Below are 20,377 nucleotides of genomic sequence, written 5' to 3' on the forward strand. Positions count from 1 at the left end.
AGAATTGATAAATAGCTACAAAGTTAACCGTTAACTCGCAATAAAAATCTCACATCCCAATGGGGTTTTTATTGCGTTTTTCTGGGAAACTCGGCCCCAGCTTAGGGACTTTAGTAGGTTCCCCGAATTGGATAGTTATTCTCCGGATTTCGAATAAACTCGATCCCCATCAACAAAGTCTGCAAGTCTGGTCTGGCGAAAGGCGCATTAGAAATATCAACGATTTGCAGCTTACCAGCCTCATTAATCACAAAAATCCCGGGTTCGGCAAAAGGCTTATCAGTTTCCTCTGGAGACCTGGGATTGGAGATATAGACACCCAGTTGCTGCATCTGAGGGATGGATAAGTTGTAACCTATCGGAAAATCTGGCTTGACCTCCTTCATTTGTTCAGACGCTTTCTCGGCGCTATCCGCTGACACAGCTGTCACATAAACGCCCTCTTCATGATATCTCGGCAGCAGCACATTCAATTCCCGTAAATACTTGGTACAGAGCGGACAGTGCTTACCTCGATAAACCACTACCATTTGCCAGGGGAAGCTCCCTTCCGTTTTACCCAGCTGAATTTTCCCACCACCCAGCTTGGCCACTTCAATAGCAGGGATTTCAACACCCGCTGCCAACTTAAGATTGCCCATAAAGCCGCTCCATAAGACTACTGCCAAAGACACTCTATCAAGACTAGCCCTTTAGAACACGACTGACTTGAGAAGCCAAATGTAAGGAGGACTACATCGCCCACTCTCCAATGATAGAAGTTATAGTTATGACTAATCGGACAAAAAAAATCAAATATTAAATACAGGTGAGTATATGAAGTAACTCTTATCAGTTTTATTCTATTTGATACTCTTTAAAGGATATATTTGCACTGAGCGAGACTATCTGGAGAGATTACTGACTGGCACTGCCAGATATATATTTCCCAGGAATGAGTTCTTCGAACTATTCCGATAAGCCCCATACAATAAACAATATAGATAGCTAACGTTTTGGAATACGCACCATTTCCAAGGAAAAGATGACCGAATGGCACTGGCAAGTAACAGCGGTTGATACCACCCACCTTGAACTTTCCCTAAAAAAAGCCCGCTATAAATAAGCGGGCTTTATCCTGTGAGGAAGCAGGAAGCGATTAAGCCCCCTAATGAGCCAAAAAAGGCACAAAAATAAATCTAAAAATTACTGAGTACAGGCAGCAATACGACCAGCGCTGTTCTTACCAATACCGCAGTTCAGACCATTAGGAATGCCGGTATAATCTGGGGACATAATGCCACCATTACGCTGTGCATCGTGGTCAGTATAGAGGCTTGCCAGGTTATATGAACGCGCTGTGCCCTTGTGATCGTTGTCACAGGAGAAGATAGCGCTGCCATAGGCAATGCCCAGGAAGGTTTTGTATTCCTTCAGGTCTGAATAGAGATTACGCTTGGCAGAACCGGAGCAGTTCATCTGGGATGCGAGATTAATATAACCATCGTCCTCACCAGCAAGCAATATAGAACTTGCGGTTGCAACACCAGGGAAACCAGCATAACCACCAATGGTATATACGGGCGATGCCAAGTTAGTGCCCACATAGTTGCGCACGGAGTACACATCATTAGTTTGCAGATAACGTACCGCTGAGCATTCACGACCGATAAATAGGTCGTTAACCACGCTTTCGATCCAGCTACCATTACACAGGCGATCGACGAACTCGGTGCCTGTAATAGCCCCTCCAGTGGTAAAGATCGCAGCAATACCATTCATAGCTTTGTCGAAGTCGACCTCTACAGCATAGCGATCATCTAAACCGGCAACATTTCTGGTTTTGGTTTCCGTTTTACATCTCTTCCAAAACCAGCGACCAGTACAAACCTTATTGCTCTCAGTAATAGTATTACTATCAAACTGATTATAAGCACGATTGTAATAAGGAGACCCAGGCACTGCGTTACCAGATAAGTACATCATTTGTGCAGCGCCCTGGCTATGGGCAACCACCCAAAAAGTATCATCGGATTTACATTGATTCTCATGTTGATAGCCATCTCCCTTACCGCTGCGAATATCGATAATCTGTCTGGCAATTTCGCCAGCTGTGCCATCATGCCAGTAAGGCATTTCACCTTCATCGGTGGAGTTATAACCTACAACTCCATAGTTGCCGCCATTGATTCGCAGCTGCTCAATAAAATTACTGCCGTTATATTTATCAAAGAAAGCTTCACTCCAATAATCTAGGGCTGGTTGCTCTAACTTACCCTGGGAGTTGGTGCGCTGTTTTATATGCCCTTCGGTACCATGTCCGTGAACCAGGATATAGCAGTTATCTGCCGCAGCAGATACGGAAGCAAATAGGCCAGCCAGTGCGAGTGAGAGACTCGCACCTAGTCGTTTACAAAGAGTCATTGTTGTTTCCTTATATTTATTTCCCGGCTCTATATCACACTTCCCAAAAAATTATTTTTATTGGCCGGAGTCATTTTTGGACAGGGAAAGTTATCCGGGGATGCTCAACGGATATAGGACTTAGGGCGCCAAACGAGAACCGGGGGCGACAGGCTTGCGGACTAGCCAGTCACATACATTTGACTACCAGCTGCTAATCGAATTAACTCAAATCAAAATTGCCTTGATCGGTACTGATCCATAAACCCAATGCAAGGAATATTGAAGTTACTATTCCCCTCTATTCCCCCCCCTCTCTCAAGAAAGAAAGTCTGCCCAAGCCTATTGAGGCTCACCCTCCACCAGGCCCATTTAGTAAAGATTACGAGGTATCATCAAGTCATTTACATCCTTAGACTTCTCAAAAAAACGCTATAGAAATTAGGGCAACTATGCATTCCCCTGAGGAAGATATTCAAGACGGGGTAAAGGTATGGGGTGTTAGGCAAACGCTCTATATGGATATAAACCCAAAATATGAGATGAATTACTTCGCAGACGTCTGTGCAAAATCGAAGTATTCGATTCCATAGCTGGAGTCTATTTTGTTCCAGGAGGTACTACCCGCCTGCCGCTTTAACTTAATGATACCAGCAGTTCCAGAAAGGAAAGGATTGGAGCTTCACGGGCTAATACAGTAGATATTCAGCAGGCACCGCTTTGGCAAAGGAAGGCCAGTCTAATTTAGAAAATATACCTTGAAACTTTGCTTACCTATTAAACAAAAAAATTAGTTTCGCAGAGTTCAAGCAGAAATATGAAACTTATTCCACCATTTATAGAAAATGACCCAGCAACATTACTGAGCACAAACTTACTATCCTTTTTGACGGAGGGGCTTAATTGGTACTCTTGGAATGATAAATTATTCCCTGCCACACATTCTGCTGACCACCACCATAATTTTCAATTTTCGGGTTCTTAATGTAGCTCCAAGCTACCTCACCATCACCTAAATACATCGGTTCATCTAGCCCTCCCCAACCATGGTTAGGAAGTTGAACTGGGCCCTCAAGAATATTCAAATCCGAATCGATATCTAAAACATAATACGCTTTTGGGACTAATAACCGCAGAGAGTTAGGGCTATTAATTCGATCAAATTTCAGATTACCCGAAATACATTGAAATTTAGCATAACCGAGTAAATAACGACCATTTCTTAAGCCAATCAACTGAGGATCACTAATTTGGCAATTATTATCCTCAACCAACCATTTAAAGCCCTCACCATCAATGCTGCCACTACCATTAACCTTGGTAATTCCCACACGAGTTAAAAAAGAGGAATCCAGTCCGTTACCGGAATAAAGAGCCTGGCGCTCTATAATGGGATAATCATCATTATTATATTCACTCTTATGGGCCCTATAAGAGAGAAAACAATTAACCTCCCAATTTGAACTACATCCCTCATCAAAAGCATCTACATCATTAAGATCAGCACCAACCTCATCACGAAGGTAGCGCTCCATATCTGAATCTTCTATGTATTTAGGAGAAATAATAACTGATAGGTTGGTCTCCTCATCTAGAGGTACCACCGTGTGGCCTCCTCCATTGGATACTATCGATGAATTAGAGGATACAAAATGATTAAAATAGCCTTCGAATGAATCACTCCACTCAATTTTTATCGCAATTGTGCCCAACTGACCACGTGACCATTGCCGCAAGCCCAGTCCCAGCCACGGTTATCTGAGCCACTCACTTTCAAAGACCAATCATTTCTATTAATGATTGTTAAGCCCGCAGAGTAGTAAGAGCCAGGGCCAATATTTTTTTGTCAAAAAGAATTCCCATGATTTTTCTTCATCCCGTAAGTCGCTACAAATATAGTTATTATTTGGTTTGAGATACACGTAAGCCAACGCGACCTTATTAGCTATGCAATCGATTTTCCGTGATGCATCCACCGCAAAAACCGTGACATAGATCAAACTGCAAAAGACAAAAGGTCTTGATAAAGCAACATGAGAACAAAAATACTATGCAAAGCATTGAACATTGATGCGAGCAGTCACCAAAAGAGAACTTATTAAAAGATCATAGATACAATTCAATAAAAGTGTAGACAAACAAATAATCAAGGTATTTCTTATTAATGTTCAGTAAGCAAGCTATATACTTTGATTGAGATAGAAAGCTGCTAGGTTATACAGCTTTTAACAAAAATTATCATTCTTCAAGCTATTAGGGCCTGGCAACAATATACACCTATGAAATAAATCGATATTTCACCGCATAAGTAGTACACCTGTAAAAACCTAATAAGGATATAGTGAAATGAAACTACCACTACTAATTATCAGCTTGCTCTTATCTAGTGCTTGCCTGGCAGCTCCAGAAATTAGAGGTACACCCCAGGACCTACGTGGACTCCTCCACCCGACGGAGAGTATTGTTACCATCCGTGGCAGCGCGGAAGAAACCGCCTACTCCGATAAGGCCATTGTCAGTTTGATTGTCACAACGGAAGAAGAGCTACTATCAAATGCAATTGACGCCAATCACACGCTCCGTTCCAAATTGCATCAGAGCCTGACAGAGGCTGGAATCAAGGGAGCAAATATTAAAAGCTCAAAATTTTCCTCCTCACCCCAATATGGCTGGATGGGCAAGAAGCCCAAGAGCTATAAGGTTGTTAACCGCGTAACTATTTCAATCAACGAGGAAAGCCAACTCCACAGTATTGCGCAGCTCACAGATCAAAATAGAGAAGTTGAAATAGCAAACACCACATTTGAGCATTCAGAAAAGCATTTGTTTAACAAAAAAGTTAAATCCAAGGCTCTGCAAGATATTCTGGAACAGAAAACAGATTATGAAAAGGCGCTTGGTGTCCAGCTGACACCGATAGGCATTCGCGGTGATAACATACACTACCGAGCTACTGAAGGCGCCATGGCTATAGAAGAGGTTGTTGTTACCGCTTCCCGTGACTCCAGCAGCAACTTTGAGAGCAATTTTTTTGATTCTGGCCAGGATAAATCATTTGATGAGGTTATTTATGAGGCGGAGCTCTCTGTAGACTTTCGTGTTCGTCCTCAGCCATAGTTAAACCAGTTCTAGTGTTATTACAATTCTGATGATCTGAGCCCACTCTTTAAACTGCTTAAGCAGTGGGCTCCATCTACCAAGCTTAACGAACTACCCAACAGATAAGGATAATATCTGGCTAATCTCATTTAAGCTGCGGTTCGACTGCGCCTGCCAAGTTTCAATAGCTGCTTGTAGTGCGGCCCAGTCTTTTTTTGAAGAGGGAGATTTATCTACTACCCCCTCTCTCACCAGAGCACGGATAGTATCGCTGGCAAAGACCAGTGTATCCACCCCCATACGACGCAAAAAAACCTGGGCGGTTTTGCCTCCCAGTCGGTCTCCACCTTTGCGTAAACTCTGGAGATTCTCTACATAGTTTTTCGTATTCCAGCTAGCAAAATACTCCCCCAGACTCCCATTCTCATTGGATAAATGCCAGAAGAAGTCTGCATTCCGGGAGATTGAGCGGGTTTTGGTCCAATGCTTTATCATGCCCTCCTGGCGCATTAAGTCATCCAGCGCTTCCTCAGAGAGATATCGGCAAAAGGACAAATCAAAGCCATAAAAAATATGCTCTATCCCCGGCCATTTTTTCTCCACGACTTTCCAACTAAACCCCGCCTGAAATACAGCCCGAGAAGCCGCAGACAACCATTGGCTGTTGGGTATTGCTGAGATTTCTTTAGCGGATTTAGGCTTTGTGAGTCTGGCCGTAAGGCCTTTCTTTCCGCCGAAACGGTCAATGACGGGGGCTTCAATATCGAGAAAATTTCGCATTTATGCTTAATATCCTTTAATAGCTAAAGCATGTCGTACGAGTGATGAAGTTAGCGGTGAGCACATTTGACAGGATCACAGTGTGTCCAGGCTATCGGAGTGAGCCTATCATAGCCTCTTCTCCCACCTTCTTTAGAAGGTCGTTAATCAGTAAGGGAGCTCTTACAATTGGCTTGATCACCGCAGGGATGTAAAGTTGCCTCCATACATCAGCGCATAACAATCTACGAATCAATAATCTCAGGTGAGCTCATCAATCATACGCATAGCATCCTGAGCACCATAGGATTGCCTTCTGGTAGGTTCAGCTTCAGATGACGCTTGGGCCTGGCTCTGTGAATGGCCAGAAGGCTTGGCAACATTCACCACTCGCGCCATCGCTTGGTAGGGGTAACCCGCATTAAACGCCAAGCCACCAATCGGCTTCCAGCCCTCATTCAGCAGCTGGGTAACTTCCTCTTCCAAACTGGAAAAGCCAGACTTCCCGACGGCAATTTTATACTCAGCTTTCTTCACATCTACCTCCTGTACCGCATGTTTTTCCGATTACACCATTCACACTCTGTAACCGGTACATAACCTTATTAGGCTCAAAGGGGCGGAGTTTAAAACACTTACCACCCACTCTAAAGTAATGGATACCAGCCCTAGAGAAACCTGTGAACTCAACCCGGTAAAATCAACCAGCTCATCCCCGCAATAATCAACGATGCGGTCACACTGAGTACCGCCCCCTCGCGAACCATATCCTGTATACGCACTTTACCAGTCCCGTAAGCAATGGCATTCGGGGCTGTGGCAACAGGCAACATGAAGGCACAGCTGGCACTCATAGCCGCGGGGATCATCAATACCATAGGTTCAAAGCCCGCAGAGGTCGCCGCCACAGCGAGAATGGGCATGAGTAGAGTCGCAGTGGCTGTATTACTGGTGATCTCTGTAAGAAAGGTAACTCCCAAACATAGAATCACCAACATCAGCCATAGTGGCATGGCAGTAAGAAAGGACAATCCATTACCGAGCATGTCGCTCAAGCCAGATGTTGAAAATCCTTTGGCCAGGGCTATACCACCTGCAAACAATAACAACATGCCCCAGGGAATGGTTTCCGCTGTCTGCCAGTCCAGCAAGCGCCCCCCTTTGCCATTGGGTACCAGGAACATTGCCACCACTGCAGCGAGAGCTACGGTACTGTCTCCCGCCGCTCCTATCCCCAGCCAATCGCTCCAGCCACCAAACGGTGCATTGCGGGTTACCCAGAAGAAAATAGCGATGGCGAACACTAGCAGAGTGCGTTTCTCCTCAGCCCGCCACTCACCGACTTGGGGCGGCTCAATTTCATTCTTCAAGTGAACATTGCGGGTAAGCCAGAGGGCCATTATCGGTAAAGTTACCAGGGCAACCGGTACCCCGATCTTCATCCAGCCAAGAAAGCTAAACTCCCGACCGGTGACCTCTTCATATATTCCCATGAAAATGACATTGGGCGGTGTCCCCAGAGGCGTCCCCACGCCTCCAAGGCTTGCTCCATAGGCAATCCCCAGAACCAGGGCAACAGTGAGGCGCTGATTATCAATACGAGAGAGAATTGCCAGGGCAATGGGTAACATCATCAGGGTTGTGGCGGTATTGGAAATCCACATGCTGAGGAAACCAGCGGCCAGCATAAAACCGAGCACCAAGCGCCTACCGCTAGATACCCCAAAGATACGCAACATATATAGAGCCAACCGTTCGTGGGCACCACTCTTTTCAAGGGCTTTCGACAGAATAAAAGCGCCCATCAAAAGCAGAATTACATGGCTACCGAGGGATGCCGCAACAGTCTTATGATCCGTCACCCCAAATAGGGGTAAAAGCACAAATGGCACCAGAGAAGTGGCGGGAATAGGAAGCGCCTCTGTTACCCACCAAGTCACTGTTAGCAGGGTGATCGCTGCCGTCACTGCGGGAAGATACTGCATCCCCAGTAGAGTCAAAGAAATGTAAAACGCTACAGCCAGTAACGGCCCCAAGGCGATAAATTGTTGCCGCGCAATCGACATACCAGCTCCCAATTCCCCCCTAGCCAGAAGGGTTAACTTTCTTATTGATTTATTCCCCAGGTGAATTTGGTGAGCAGTGCTACCCCTCTCATCTGGAGCTGCACAAAATACAAGAAATCGAGCGGCTTTCGCAGCCTTGACCTGAAGAAAATACTCCGGGAAGGGGGCATATTTAAATAAGCAGACCTAGTAGTCATGAGGGAAGGGCTCAACCGCCGTCACCAAAAGACAAGCCTAGTGTCATAGCAATGAGAATTTCCGCTTCAATCCAGTAATGAAGGACCCTTTCTGCTTAACGCTTAATTTGTACAGATGTACAATGCGCGCCAATCATGACTTTACGATCTTTGCCGCTTGCTAACACCCAAGCGCCTGTCGACTGACTGAATTGAGGTACCCCTTGAATCATATCGCTCTCACCGCCCTAATCGCATTAGTTAGTAGCGGCGTTTACGCAGAGGAGAAGCCTTTTTACCTAAAAGCCTCACTGGGTAATATGCAGTTTGATAGCGAAGACTCCACTGCGATAAGAGAGGACCTCCACTCAACCGGCTACGCATTGACTGTTGGCTATCAGGTAAATAACTATATTGCCTTCGAAGGCGGTATAGCGAATCTCGGCAATATCCACAGAGACTATGAACAGAGCGCTCACGGCCTCGAGTGGCACAATGAAGATGAAGTATTAATAGAAAACTACGATTTCAGAAGTCAGCAGGAATCCAAATACAATTCTTATAGCTTAGGATTAACCCTTTCGACGCAAATTCAACAAAACTTAAATGCCGGAGTTCGCTTTGGTGTACACCAATGGAATGAAAATAACAGCGGCCAGACTGAAGACTCCGGCAACCTCAGCGTATACAGCCTAGATCGCGAGCTCTTGTATGCAGAGTCCTACGATAGGTCTTATAGCTGGAGTAATGAGAAGGACAGCGGCAGCAACCCATACTACGGTGCTGAAGTTAAGTGGAAGAACGGTGACTGGGGCATCAACCTGGAACACACCATCTACGAGATTAAAAAAGAGAAGGCCAACCTGTCTTCTGTCGGCGTAACGTATAGCTTCTAGGCAATTCACTACCAGCTCCTATTTGAAGCCCTCAAATTGAGGCCTTGTAAGGCGGGTGCTCACTAACCGCCAGCACAAGGCCCACTAAACCCTCAGTGTGTAAATTAAACACCTCAATCTCAATCTTCCCTGCTCCACCCTGTACATCTCATTTTTATCCGGCAAACTATCGCTCTCCAAAAATAACACTAAAGGGGCAGAAGGGATTCATGAGCACGATACCGAATACCGTGGCAGTACTGGACAAACTGCGCTGGAATGCCCATCTGTGTAAGCACAGCCACTTCCGCGCCTCTATGAAGGGGCGCAATCTGCATGTGCTCTGCGGAGTCCCCATAGTGGTGGTCAACTTATTCCTCGGCTCTCTGTTCTTTTCCCTAATCAATGCGGAACTTCCTGACTGGACCAAGTGGAGTGGCGCCGCTTTAGCCTTGCTGGCTGCTTTACTGGGGGGAGTACAGACTTTCTTCAACTTCAAGAAAAACTATGAGGGACACCGCCAGGTGGGTAATGAATACCTAGCCATTGCCAGAGAATGTGAACGGTTAATTGCCCTCTACTTTGATCGCATTCTCGACCTGGAGCACCTCTCCAATAAAATTTCCGAACTCAATACCCGCTACAGTGAAATTAATCAACGGGCCGAAGAATTTATTGTCTCCGACAAGGTTTATCGCCAAGCGATGCAGATACAAAGCCAAAAGGCCAGCAAGGAGCCTTCTTTAGTGGAGCGCATGAGGAATACTTCTTTCGAAGAAGCTAAAATAGGCTCACAGGTAGAGAGTTCCCAAGAACCTCTCAACAGTTAATAGTCATTTTCAGCAGCGGTAACTATGCAGAAAGAGCACAGCGATCATTCACCCAGCAAACACAATTTTCCCCTTTGCTATTTGGCCACTGATATTCGCACACCCAGCAATATCGGTGGACTCTTTCGCATTGCCGATGCCCTGGGCGTAGAGAAAATTTACCTGGCTGGAGATAGTCTGCTACCACCAAACTCCAAGATCCGTAAGGTATCCCGCTCAACTGAGCAGCACATTCCCTATCAACACGAGGAAGATGCCCTAAAAGCCGCCTTAGCACTACGGGAAGAGGGATACCGGATAATCTGTTTAGAGATCACATCCAGAAGCGTTGAACTGGGTCAAGCCCCTGTCGTTGAGGGAGATAAGGTCTGCTTGGTTTTGGGGGCTGAAAAAGATGGAATTGCCTCCGAAATACTGGAAATAGCCGATGCAACGGTGCACATCCCTATGCATGGGGTTAATTCCTCAATGAATGTCACTTCGGCCTGTGCTATCGCAAGTTATGAGCTATTAAGAAAGATGACTTCCTCGCGGTCCGCTTAAAACAACAAACTTCTTTACAGAGTTATAGACACAACGGCAGGATAGATAACTTATCTCCTTTCGTTATTTAAGCTCTGCCCTCAATCCGGTACTTTTAAAGTTATATTTTTCTTGTGTACATAATCCGGATCACCGCCAAGCCGCTTGTTACAATTCAAGTTGTTAATCGACTGGATATCGGAGTTACTCAGATTAAAATCGCTTAGTAAGAAGTTAGTTCCTATATGCTCTAAAGATTCCGATTTAGGTATAACAATACGATGCTGCTGAATATTCCACTTTAAGATGACTTGTGCCGGCGTAGCTGAATGCCTTTCAGCAATTTCAGCGATCACCGGGTCCATTATCGGCTTCTCAGCCAAAGGCACCTCTGCCCAGCCCCCGGTACCCAGTGGGGACCAACAACTAATTGCAATTTTATGAAATTGACAATAGTCAACTAGTGGTTGCTGGGTGAAATATGGATGCAACTCTATTTGGTTAATAACCGGGCGAACTTCGGCAAAAGATGCTATTTGCTCAATATCTGATTTGCGGAAATTTGATACCCCTAAAGCTCGAACTTTTTTCTGTTGGTATAGCCCCTCCATCGCCTCCCAGGTTTCCCGTGTATAAGCGGGAACGGGCCACTGGATTAAATAAAGATCCAGGTACTCCAGTTTCAAACGCTCCAAGCTTCGTGCAAAAGCATCGTGAGTCTTCTTTCCTCCCTGCTCGGTATCCCAGACCTTACTGGTAATAAACAGTTCACTCCTGGGGATACCCGACTCCTTGATAGCTCGGCCCAAGGCGCGTTCATTGCCATATAAAGATGCCGTATCGAAATGCCTATAGCCAATTGCCATGGCCTTTAGGATTACCTCGGTGACAAAACCGTCATCTTGCTGCCAACTACCTATCGCAGCCATCCCCATTCCAATTTGGGGAATCTCCACGCCATTATTTAATTCGATGAAATACATACTCGATCCTTGCCAAATGCTGCAGTCTCTACCCACAACAAACAGCCACCCTTGTTCTAATAACGTCCGGCGCTGAATATAGGTGATACAAGTTGTTCGCGACGAAGTTTTCAAATAAATAGACATTTAATTAAAAAGGAAAAAAGAAATACACCACTCTCGATTGCATAAACGATCTCAATGTCATTTGTCGAAATATTTCGAGAATAGTGCACTCTTTTTTGCGAATCGATATAAAAATCCAAGTGCAAAAGCCAGGAAATCTTGGCTACCATTGCATCTCTATTCTTTGCTTTATGTTATTTAGGCGGTAGAGACCCCGCGAATTCCACCCCCCGATTTACCCACTCATCGAGGTCCTGCTCCACTGCATCTTCCTCCACATAGACCATACCCCTTAGGGGGCGACCGGTATAATCCATAGGGCGAGTATAACGCTCAGCCAAAGCATCCTGATAATTATCCGGCCCCACACGCACCATCAACTCTTCACCAACCACACCACAAACCATATTGCCATTTAACATAAATGCGAGGCCACCAAACATCTGCTTTTCAGAGAGCCCCTGACTTCCCTGTAATAAATTGCGCACTTTTTCTGCTAGTGTTTCGTTGTACGCCATGACAATCTCCTTAGTCACTGTTGCTAGGTAGGAAAAAGAATTTTTGGTACTGCTGGGATCTGCGCCAATAAAAACGCGACAAGCGAAAGATCAGTCGAAGGGAGTTTATGAGTAGCGCCCCATGCCGAATTTCTGCATAGAAGCCAATTAAAAAATTGTGAATCGATACAGATAACTGCACCATAGCGAGAAAAGTTATTTCGAATAATCCTTTAAGTGTAGCAGGAAATATCCAAAGCGCTCCAAAAAGTAAATCGTGCCAGATGCAAACACTGACAAAACCATAAAAAATCAATTAACAGTGAAAATACACTCGGCACTGAATTCGAAGAATCACTATCGATTTTGAAGGGCGATTTAACAGCTGATACAGGCGGCATATCCTTATGCCACAAAAATCCATTTGCCTGCCTAGAAAATAATTTGCACCCCGACAGAATTGTGGGGTGCAGAAGAGAATCGGCTTAGTCAACAAATACCCGTGCATTGCGGAACAAGCGCATCCAGCCGGAATCTTCTTTCCACTCATCTGGATGCCAGCTGTTGCTGACAGCTCGGGCAACACGCTCGGGGTGCGGCATCATAATAGTCACGCGGCCATCTTCAGAACTTAGGGAGGTAATACCATTGACCGAGCCGTTGGGGTTGGCCGGATAAGTTTGGCTGATTTCCCCTTTGTTATTCAGGTAGCGCATCGCGATAGTGCCAGAAGCTTCACACTTCTCCAGCGCCTGCTGATCGGCAAACTCCACGCGCCCCTCACCGTGAGCAACGGCAACCGGCATGTAAGTACCCGCCATACCTTTAAACAACACGGAAGGTGAGTCTTCAATGCCTACCAATGCGAAGCGCGCTTCATACTGCTCAGAAAGGTTGCGCACAAAGCGCGGCCAGTGATCCGCACCTGGAATCAGCTCTTTGATCACTGAGAACATCTGGCAACCGTTACACACCCCCAAGCCGAAGGTATCGTTGCGATTGAAGAAGCCCTCAAACTGATCGCGGGCACGATCATTAAACAGGATGGTTTTAGCCCACCCCTCACCGGCACCCAGAACGTCACCGTAAGAAAAGCCGCCACAGCCCACCAAACCTTTGAACTCGTCCAAAGCGACACGGCCGGACAGGATGTCACTCATATGTACGTCGACAGCGTTAAAGCCCGCGCGGTGGAAGGAGTGCGCCATTTCCACCTGACTGTTCACACCCTGTTCTCGCAGTACCGCAACTTTCGGGCGAACACCTTTAGCGATATAAGGTGCGCTGATATCGTCGTTGATATCGAAAGTAAGATTTACTGTCAGGCCCGGATCTTCCTGGGCGATTGCGGCAAATTCCTGCTCGGCACACTCAGCGTTATCGCGCAGGGATTGGATACGGAAGCTGGTTTCCGACCAGATCTGCTGCAATTCAGCACGGGAGCGCTTGAAGATTTCAACACCGTTATTGGTGATGCACAGGTGTTCGTTATTATTCAGGTAACCGATCTTGTGGGTAGGTACACCGACAGCGGCAAAGCGCTGTACCAGCATATCCGCTTCACAAGCGGGAACCTGTAATACTGCACCCAACTCTTCACTGAACAGCGCGGCAATCGGGTCTTCACCCAATTCATAGATTTCCACATCCATACCCACGCGGCCGGCAAAGCCCATTTCCGCCAGGGTTGTGAATAGACCGCCGTCGGCGCGGTCGTGGTAGGCCATGATCAGGTCTTCGTTCAGAGCCTGCTGCACCACCTCGAAGAAACTTCTCAGCTTCTTGGCATCATCCAGGTCTGCGGGCTTGTCGCCCAACTCGTTGTAGACCTGTGCCAGACAGGAAGCGCCCAAACGATTTTTGCCAGCACCCAGATCAACCAACAGCAGCTCACTCTCACCTTTATTGGTGCGCAGTTGCGGGGTCACTGTTTTGCGTACATCGGTAACCGGGGTAAAGGCGGAAATTACCAGAGACAGCGGTGCGGTAACCGACTTTTGCTCACCTTCTTCTTCCCAGGCAGTGCGCATAGACATAGAGTCCTTGCCCACCGGGATGGTAATGCCCAATTCAGGACACAGCTCCATACCCACCGCTTCTACGGTGCGATAGAGTTTTTCCTCTTCACCCGGGTGGCCCGCAGCGCACATCCAGTTGGCGGAAAGTTTGATATCGGACAGCTGCTTCACCGGAGTACAGGCGATATTGGTAATTGCCTCACCCACAGCCAGGCGGCCTGAGGCCGGCGCATCCAACAGTGCCACCGGGGTACGCTCACCCATAGACATGGCTTCACCGGCGTAGCTGTCATAGGCAACAGTAGTCACCGCACAATCAGCCACCGGCACCTGCCAGGGACCGACCATTTGATCGCGGGATACCTGGCCGGTTACAGTGCGGTCACCAATGGTAATCAGGAAGCTCTTGCTGGCCACAGTGGGCAGGCGCAGCACGCGCTCAGCCGCTTCGTTCAGGTCGATATCCGCGGTGGAGAAAGCCTTGGCTTCAACCTGGCGAGTCTCTGCTTCGCGGTGCATGCGCGGCGGCTTACCGAACAGTACCGACATCGGCAGATCCACTGGTTTGGAATCAAACTTCTTGTCATTCAGCAACAGGTGCTTGTCTTCGGTAGCCTCACCAACAACAGCGTAAGGCGTACGCTCACGCTCACAGATTTGCTCGAAACGCTCCAGGTCTTCCGGCATAACCGCCAGTACATAGCGCTCCTGGGATTCGTTACACCAGATTTCCAGCGGGCTCATACCCGGCTCATCACAGGGCACATTGCGCAGTTCGAAATTACCGCCGGTACCGCCATCTTTCACCAACTCGGGGAAAGCATTGGACAAACCACCTGCACCCACATCGTGGATAAAGGCAATCGGGTTGTTCTCACCCAGCTGCCAGCACTGGTCGATCACCTCCTGGCAGCGACGCTCGATTTCCGGGTTCTGGCGCTGTACTGAAGCGAAATCCAGGTCTTCAGAGCTGGAGCCGCTGGCCATACTGGAGGCTGCACCACCACCGAGGCCAATCAACATGGCCGGGCCACCCAGGACTACCAGCTTGGCGCCGGGGGAAAACTCGGGCTTTGCTACATGCTCTTCGCGGATATTGCCGTAACCACCAGCCAACATGATCGGCTTGTGATAGCCGCGACGCTCGCCATCGAAATTCTCTTCAAAGGTACGGAAGTAACCGCAGATATTCGGACGGCCAAATTCGTTATTGAATGCTGCGCCACCGATGGGGCCTTCGATCATAATGTCCAGAGCGGTAACGATACGCTCGGGCTTGCCGTAATTGGACTCCCAGGGCTGTTCCCAACCGGGGATCTGCAAGTTGGAAACGGTAAAGCCGGTCAGGCCCACTTTCGGCTTGGAGCCGCGGCCCACCGCGCCCTCATCACGAATTTCACCACCCGCACCGGTACCAGCGCCGGGGAAAGGAGCAATTGCGGTGGGGTGGTTATGCGTCTCCACCTTCATCAGCAAATGAATGGCTTCAGTACTGAAACCGTATTCCTTGCTTTCCGGATCTGGGTAGAAACGTCCGGCCACGTTACCCACCACAACTGCAGCATTATCCGCATAGGCAGACAACACATTGTCGCCGCCTTTTTGGTAGGTATTCTTAATCATGCCAAATAGAGAATGCGGCATTTCTTCGCCGTCGATAGTCCAGGAGGCATTAAAGATTTTATGGCGGCAGTGCTCGGAGTTCGCCTGGGCGAACATCATCAGCTCCACATCGGTGGGGTTGCGATCCAATTCCTGGAAGCTGGTGAGCAGGTAATCAATTTCGTCTTCGGCCAGGGCCAGGCCCAGTGTCACATTGGCAACTTCCAATGCCTCGCGACCACCTTCGAGAATATCCACACCACGCAGTGGGCGGGGCTCTTCTTCAACAAACAGCTGCTCAGCCTGCTCGAGCTCGGTAAAGACCACCTCGACCATACGATCGTGTAGTTGTGAGGCCAGCGCCTGGCGCTCGGCCTCGCTAAGCTCAACTCCACTCAGATAGTAGGCAACACCACGCTCAAGCCGATGAATTTGGGTGAGACCAGCATTGTGGGCAATATCAGTGGCCTTGGAAGACCAGGGAGAAATAGTGCCCGGGCGCGGCACCACTAGGATCAGCTCGCCTTTCGGCTGGTGCTTCTCTTCGCTGGGGCCGTACTGGAGTAGCCGCTCAAGCAGCGCCATCTCCTTGTTATCCAGTGCGTCGCTATCGGCGAAGTGTACGAACTCGGCGTAAAGATCGTCGATGGTCGGTAGCAGCGCGCGCAGTTGGTTGAGTAGTTTTTTATGGCGGAATTTCGACAGTGCGGGAGCACCACGCAGAACTAACATTGCGGGAGATAGCCTCTTGTCTAAATGAGAAAGATTGCGCGAAAGAAGAATCGCACAAGGCCCCGGAAATTTGAGAGGCGCAATTGTACCCGAAGCGCCGCAACTCCAACACACCCGCCCGTCACTTGAGTACACATGAACTAAATAGCAATCAATGTGTTCAAAAGGCGAACAAAACCAATCGTAAATTCACCGATTTTATTAGGGGGTTAAAACTCCCTACAAAAGTCTTAATGGCATTTCAAGCGCCCATGTCACAGTGTCCTAAAGCCAAATTGGGCAGATTGTCGTCAAATAATGTAAAATTGGCAGACTGTGCCAGCATTGGCGAGGAAAGCCCTGGCGGAAATACCCGCAGCAGGCCTTAGGCATAACAGCGATAAAACCAACGGACGAGCTAGAGGGGACAGCCTATGATGATGAGAAGCCGAGCGCTGCGCTATGTCCGCCGCGTGTGCAAAGGTATCGCGCTGTCCTGCTGTGCCTCCCTATTAGTTGCCAGTAAAGCACCGAATACCCTGGAGCGAATTAAAGCTTCCGGTGAACTTGTTGTCCTCTCGCAAAACGGCCCCACCACCTATTACGAAGACGCCTCTGGCAATCCCACCGGTTTTGAGTACGGCATGCTGCACGCTTTTGCCGAAGAGCTGGGAGTCAAGCTGGTGATTCGCGATGTGCACAGCCTGGATGATATGTTCGCTCGCCTGCGCGATCCCGAAGAGGGTGCTCATTTTGCCGCCGCCGGGCTGACAGTGACCCCGGAGCGCCGTGAACAAGTGCGTTTCTCCCCTTCTTATTTTGAAGTTCGCCAACAGATTATCTACCGCCTCGGAGAAAAACGTCCTCGCAGAACCAGTGACCTTGAAGGTAAGACCATTGCGGTTATCGCCGGCAGCGCCCATGCCGAAGAATTAAAAAAACTCTCACAGCGTTACCCCAATTTGCGCTGGGAAGAAGTTTCTGATGTCGACGCTATGGAGCTGGTAGAGATGGTACACCAGGGCCAATACAGCTATGCGGTGGTGGATTCCAACGCCTACGCTGTGCACCGTGGGCTCTACCCCAAAACTGGAGTGGCTTTTAATCTCAGCCAATTCCAACCGGTTTCCTGGGCTTTTCCCAAAAGTGACGACGACAGCCTCTATCAGCGAGCACGACTGTTTATGTTGCGTGCCAATACCAATGGCATGATTGCACAGCTGCGCGAGGAATTTTTTGGTCACGTCAGCGAACTGAATCCCGGTGGTGCCCAGGCATTCGCCAGGCGTAGCCGCGAGCGACTGCCCAAGTGGCGCGGAGTTATGCAAAAAGTGGCCGATCAATACGAGCTGGATTGGCATCTGTTGGCTGCACTCAGCTACCAGGAATCCCACTGGAATCCCCGCGCTCGCTCACGCACTGGGGTTCGTGGCCTGATGATGCTTACTTTGAATACCGCCAAAGAGCTGGGGGTCAACCGCCTCAACCCGGAAGAGAGTATTGAGGGCGGCGCTCGCTATATCGTGCATATCCGCAACAAGCTACCGGAACGCATCCGCGAGCCCGACAGAACCTGGATGGCTCTGGCCGCCTACAACGTGGGCTACGGTCATCTGGAAGATGCCCGTGTACTCACCCAGCGCATGGGCGGCAACCCAGATCTGTGGCCGGATGTACGCGACCATCTGCCACTACTGGCCAAGCGCCAATATTACAAATCTACCAAGCACGGCTATGCACGCGGCTGGGAGCCGGTTACCTATGTGCAAAATATCCGCCACTACCAGGCTCTGCTGAGCTGGACCAGCCGTATCGAAGAACAACGCCTGGCGGCCAATGATGAAAACGGTGGGATTCTTGCAGAGAACAGCGCAGTGGAAGCGGAAGGCAGTGCCGCACCCGCGCTATAAATTACAGGCGCCAGAGAGATGGAAGACACTGTTAAAGAGATCGAGGAGTTTATCGATTATCTTGTACAGGCAGGAGCCCACTGCCGAGTGGATGAGCTGGAGAGCGTCTACTATAGGAATATGCAGGTCTACATGCTCGATGAATCCGACCAATTGACCCTGGCCGATTAGAGCGCATTTATCGATTTATTCAAACACAAGCGCGATGCCGGTGAATTGCCACTGAACAGCTGGAAAAAATTCACCATGTGGCAGCGAACAACAACTCTGCGCTGGTAATATTTTCCCGAAAAAATAACTTAGCTGGCCAGGAAAGAAAATTAAGGCTGGGCATCAACCTGGTTTATGAGGATGGGCGCTGGCAAGTCATTCGGGAAATCATCTTTCTGGAGCCCCCTACCCTAGCTAACTCCTTCGTAGCAGTTACACTGGCCGCCCCCTATAAAAGGCCCACTGTACAACAGATAATTTGTTGAATCCCCACCTGGCTAGTAGAAACCAGCTAGCTTTCCGCTTGAGACACTCCCCAGGCACAAGGCAAAAACTGCAAGTCCTCTGGCTCATCAATATCTGGTAGCACTTCCAAACACCGGCAGAGCATTGCACATTCCTGTAGGCGCTCCAGGGTTTGCTGGGCAACCACCTCCGTGCTCCAGGAAATGTCCTCAAACAATCTCCAGTGCACCCGCTTGAGCCCCAACAGGGTGTATCCACCATCTTTTGCCGGGTACATAACTGCATCGGCATTCTTTAGCGCAACGGCCGCCTTACGCAGACGCGCGGCCGTTAATGCAGGGCAATCTGTGCCCAGTAATAAAAGTCCCTGGCCCGCCACCTGACAAGTATTGGCCGCATGCCACAAACGCTGACCTAGGTCGCCTTGCGTCTGATTATGCAGAGTTACCCCCCTGGGTAGGGCTAGTGTTTGCCAGAAGGGATGCAGGGAGTCCGGTGTAACATGCAACTCTACTGGGCCGAGGTCGGCTTTTACAGCTTCCATTAATGTCTGCTGCAACAAACGCTCAGCCAAAGAGGCGGCACCCTGCTCCCCAAGAGCTGGAATCAAACGGGTTTTTGCATAGCCGGGAAGGGGCGCCTTAGCCATTACCACCAGACGCAGAGAGGGCAGAGAAGAGTTACTCATAGCGTTTTGCCAGACACTCCGCCGGAACGCCGCGCCAGTAATCGAAACGCAAACGCCACATTAACAAGACTGTGCGCCAAATTCCGAACTTTTGCCAGCGGCGCCCAGAGGTAGTGACTCTCTGACGCAGACAATGGGGCCGCGCTATTTCTAACAGTTGCCGGCTCAACTCAATATCTTCCATCAGTGGTTGCCGGGCATAACCTCCCACCTCATTGAAGAGGGAGCGGCGAACAAAAATCGCCTGATCACCTGTGGCGATCCCACTCAAACGAGAGCGCCAATTAATCATGGTAGAAATCAGGGGAAACCACAGGCTGTCTCCACTGATACGAATATTAAAACGTCCCCATTGTGCCCCCCTAACCGAGGCAGAGGCAATGGCACTCAGAGCACCTTGCGGTAGGCGAGTATCCGCATGTAGGAATAACAACCAACTGCCACAGGCAACCGAAGCACCCGCATTCATTTGAAGCGCGCGTCCACGTTGGGATTGAATTACCCGCAACCCGGCTGCAGCGGCTATCTCTGCACTACCATCACTACTGCCACCATCAACCAGGATTATTTCACAACTGCTGTATGCGACCAGCTCCCTCAGTTGCGCTACAAGCTTGGGTAACTGCTCCCGCTCATTTAACAGGGGCACAATAACACTGTATTGCACTATCTTGCCTCAACTCCGCCTCATCCCTTTT

At 48.7% G+C, this 20,377-nt stretch carries 17 protein-coding genes; 6 read left to right on the forward strand and 11 right to left on the reverse strand.

Features of this window, described 5'->3' with window-relative positions:
* Positions 1–110 precede the first annotated feature (110 nt).
* The 3 genes from ACJJIO_RS04185 to ACJJIO_RS04195 all read right to left on the reverse strand — a co-directional run bounded on the left by ACJJIO_RS04185 (position 111) and on the right by ACJJIO_RS04195 (position 4,118).
* Positions 111–641 carry a redoxin domain-containing protein gene (locus tag ACJJIO_RS04185; protein ID WP_444884098.1) on the reverse strand — a complete coding sequence of 177 codons (531 nt, stop codon included), beginning with the start codon at positions 639–641 and terminating at the stop codon, positions 111–113.
* A 544-nt stretch (positions 642–1,185) separates the two neighbouring features.
* A complete protein-coding gene (locus ACJJIO_RS04190) occupies positions 1,186–2,403 on the reverse strand; it encodes a hypothetical protein (RefSeq protein WP_444910242.1) in 1,218 nt (405 codons plus the stop codon).
* 878 nt (positions 2,404–3,281) lie between these two features.
* A complete protein-coding gene (locus tag ACJJIO_RS04195) occupies positions 3,282–4,118 on the reverse strand; it encodes a hypothetical protein (protein ID WP_444910243.1) in 837 nt (278 codons plus the stop codon).
* A 610-nt stretch (positions 4,119–4,728) separates the two neighbouring features.
* Here ACJJIO_RS04195 and ACJJIO_RS04200 point away from each other — a divergent pair.
* A complete protein-coding gene (locus ACJJIO_RS04200; RefSeq protein WP_444910244.1) occupies positions 4,729–5,499 on the forward strand; it encodes an SIMPL domain-containing protein in 771 nt (256 codons plus the stop codon).
* A 93-nt stretch (positions 5,500–5,592) separates the two neighbouring features.
* On the opposite strand, the gene ACJJIO_RS04205 is transcribed toward ACJJIO_RS04200, so the two are convergent.
* The 3 genes from ACJJIO_RS04205 to ACJJIO_RS04215 form a co-directional block, all read right to left on the reverse strand.
* Positions 5,593–6,261, reverse strand: a complete 669-nt coding sequence (locus tag ACJJIO_RS04205; RefSeq protein WP_444910245.1) for a DNA-3-methyladenine glycosylase I — start codon at positions 6,259–6,261, stop codon at positions 5,593–5,595.
* A gap of 240 nt (positions 6,262–6,501) precedes the next feature.
* Positions 6,502–6,777 (reverse strand): hypothetical protein, encoded by a 276-nt coding sequence (locus ACJJIO_RS04210; protein ID WP_444884094.1) that lies wholly within the window; start codon positions 6,775–6,777, stop codon positions 6,502–6,504.
* A gap of 149 nt (positions 6,778–6,926) precedes the next feature.
* Positions 6,927–8,306, reverse strand: coding sequence for an SLC13 family permease (locus tag ACJJIO_RS04215; protein WP_444910246.1), 1,380 nt, complete (start codon positions 8,304–8,306; stop codon positions 6,927–6,929).
* 400 nt (positions 8,307–8,706) lie between these two features.
* Between ACJJIO_RS04215 and ACJJIO_RS04220 the strand changes: the two genes are divergently transcribed.
* From ACJJIO_RS04220 to ACJJIO_RS04230, 3 genes are all read left to right on the forward strand, one after another.
* Complete coding sequence (locus tag ACJJIO_RS04220) at positions 8,707–9,378, forward strand: outer membrane beta-barrel protein (protein ID WP_444910247.1); 672 nt, start codon at positions 8,707–8,709, stop codon at positions 9,376–9,378.
* A 209-nt stretch (positions 9,379–9,587) separates the two neighbouring features.
* The gene (locus tag ACJJIO_RS04225; RefSeq protein ID WP_252082895.1) at positions 9,588–10,187 is read left to right on the forward strand and encodes an SLATT domain-containing protein; all 600 of its coding nucleotides are present in this window, start codon (positions 9,588–9,590) and stop codon (positions 10,185–10,187) included.
* A 24-nt stretch (positions 10,188–10,211) separates the two neighbouring features.
* Entirely contained in the window at positions 10,212–10,730 is a 519-nt protein-coding gene (locus ACJJIO_RS04230) for a TrmH family RNA methyltransferase (RefSeq protein WP_444902897.1), read from the forward strand.
* A gap of 80 nt (positions 10,731–10,810) precedes the next feature.
* Here the strand turns inward: ACJJIO_RS04230 and ACJJIO_RS04235 are convergent, their stop codons facing one another.
* From ACJJIO_RS04235 to purL, 3 genes are all read right to left on the reverse strand, one after another.
* Positions 10,811–11,692: an aldo/keto reductase gene (locus ACJJIO_RS04235; RefSeq protein ID WP_444910248.1), complete on the reverse strand. Its 882-nt coding sequence runs from the start codon at positions 11,690–11,692 to the stop codon at positions 10,811–10,813.
* Positions 11,693–11,991: 299 nt separating this feature from the next.
* Positions 11,992–12,315, reverse strand: coding sequence for a TfoX/Sxy family protein (locus ACJJIO_RS04240; protein WP_444910249.1), 324 nt, complete (start codon positions 12,313–12,315; stop codon positions 11,992–11,994).
* 464 nt (positions 12,316–12,779) lie between these two features.
* Entirely contained in the window at positions 12,780–16,646 is a 3,867-nt protein-coding gene (gene purL / locus ACJJIO_RS04245; RefSeq protein ID WP_444910250.1) for a phosphoribosylformylglycinamidine synthase, read from the reverse strand.
* 413 nt (positions 16,647–17,059) lie between these two features.
* Between purL and mltF the strand changes: the two genes are divergently transcribed.
* Both mltF and ACJJIO_RS04255 read left to right on the forward strand, forming a co-directional pair.
* Complete coding sequence (gene mltF, locus ACJJIO_RS04250) at positions 17,060–18,535, forward strand: membrane-bound lytic murein transglycosylase MltF (RefSeq protein ID WP_444884087.1); 1,476 nt, start codon at positions 17,060–17,062, stop codon at positions 18,533–18,535.
* A gap of 18 nt (positions 18,536–18,553) precedes the next feature.
* On the forward strand, positions 18,554–18,706 hold the full coding sequence (locus tag ACJJIO_RS04255; RefSeq protein WP_444889662.1) for a hypothetical protein: 153 nt from the start codon (positions 18,554–18,556) through the stop codon (positions 18,704–18,706).
* Between the two features lie 331 nt (positions 18,707–19,037).
* Here ACJJIO_RS04255 and ACJJIO_RS04260 read toward each other — a convergent pair whose 3' ends face one another.
* Together ACJJIO_RS04260 and ACJJIO_RS04265 are read right to left on the reverse strand one after the other, a co-directional pair.
* Positions 19,038–19,679, reverse strand: a complete 642-nt coding sequence (locus ACJJIO_RS04260) for a TIGR04282 family arsenosugar biosynthesis glycosyltransferase (RefSeq protein ID WP_444889661.1) — start codon at positions 19,677–19,679, stop codon at positions 19,038–19,040.
* Positions 19,672–20,346 carry a TIGR04283 family arsenosugar biosynthesis glycosyltransferase gene (locus ACJJIO_RS04265; RefSeq protein WP_252082909.1) on the reverse strand — a complete coding sequence of 225 codons (675 nt, stop codon included), beginning with the start codon at positions 20,344–20,346 and terminating at the stop codon, positions 19,672–19,674. Before ACJJIO_RS04265 ends, ACJJIO_RS04260 begins: the two co-directional genes overlap by 8 nt.
* Positions 20,347–20,377 lie beyond the last annotated feature (31 nt).

The sequence above is a fragment of the Microbulbifer mixtoriginis (SeqCode) genome, from assembly GCF_052467235.1.

Coding starts and splice junctions, on each gene's coding strand:
- ACJJIO_RS04200 (WP_444910244.1), top strand. CDS start 4,729: ATGAAACTACCACTACTAATTATCAGCTTGCTCTTATCTAGTGCTTGC.
- ACJJIO_RS04215 (WP_444910246.1), bottom strand. CDS start 8,306: ATGTCGATTGCGCGGCAACAATTTATCGCCTTGGGGCCGTTACTGGCT.
- ACJJIO_RS04230 (WP_444902897.1), top strand. CDS start 10,212: ATGCAGAAAGAGCACAGCGATCATTCACCCAGCAAACACAATTTTCCC.
- purL (WP_444910250.1), bottom strand. CDS start 16,646: ATGTTAGTTCTGCGTGGTGCTCCCGCACTGTCGAAATTCCGCCATAAA.
- ACJJIO_RS04225 (WP_252082895.1), top strand. CDS start 9,588: ATGAGCACGATACCGAATACCGTGGCAGTACTGGACAAACTGCGCTGG.
- ACJJIO_RS04235 (WP_444910248.1), bottom strand. CDS start 11,692: ATGTATTTCATCGAATTAAATAATGGCGTGGAGATTCCCCAAATTGGA.
- ACJJIO_RS04260 (WP_444889661.1), bottom strand. CDS start 19,679: ATGAGTAACTCTTCTCTGCCCTCTCTGCGTCTGGTGGTAATGGCTAAG.
- ACJJIO_RS04185 (WP_444884098.1), bottom strand. CDS start 641: ATGGGCAATCTTAAGTTGGCAGCGGGTGTTGAAATCCCTGCTATTGAA.
- mltF (WP_444884087.1), top strand. CDS start 17,060: ATGATGATGAGAAGCCGAGCGCTGCGCTATGTCCGCCGCGTGTGCAAA.
- ACJJIO_RS04205 (WP_444910245.1), bottom strand. CDS start 6,261: ATGCGAAATTTTCTCGATATTGAAGCCCCCGTCATTGACCGTTTCGGC.
- ACJJIO_RS04240 (WP_444910249.1), bottom strand. CDS start 12,315: ATGGCGTACAACGAAACACTAGCAGAAAAAGTGCGCAATTTATTACAG.
- ACJJIO_RS04190 (WP_444910242.1), bottom strand. CDS start 2,403: ATGACTCTTTGTAAACGACTAGGTGCGAGTCTCTCACTCGCACTGGCT.
- ACJJIO_RS04255 (WP_444889662.1), top strand. CDS start 18,554: ATGGAAGACACTGTTAAAGAGATCGAGGAGTTTATCGATTATCTTGTA.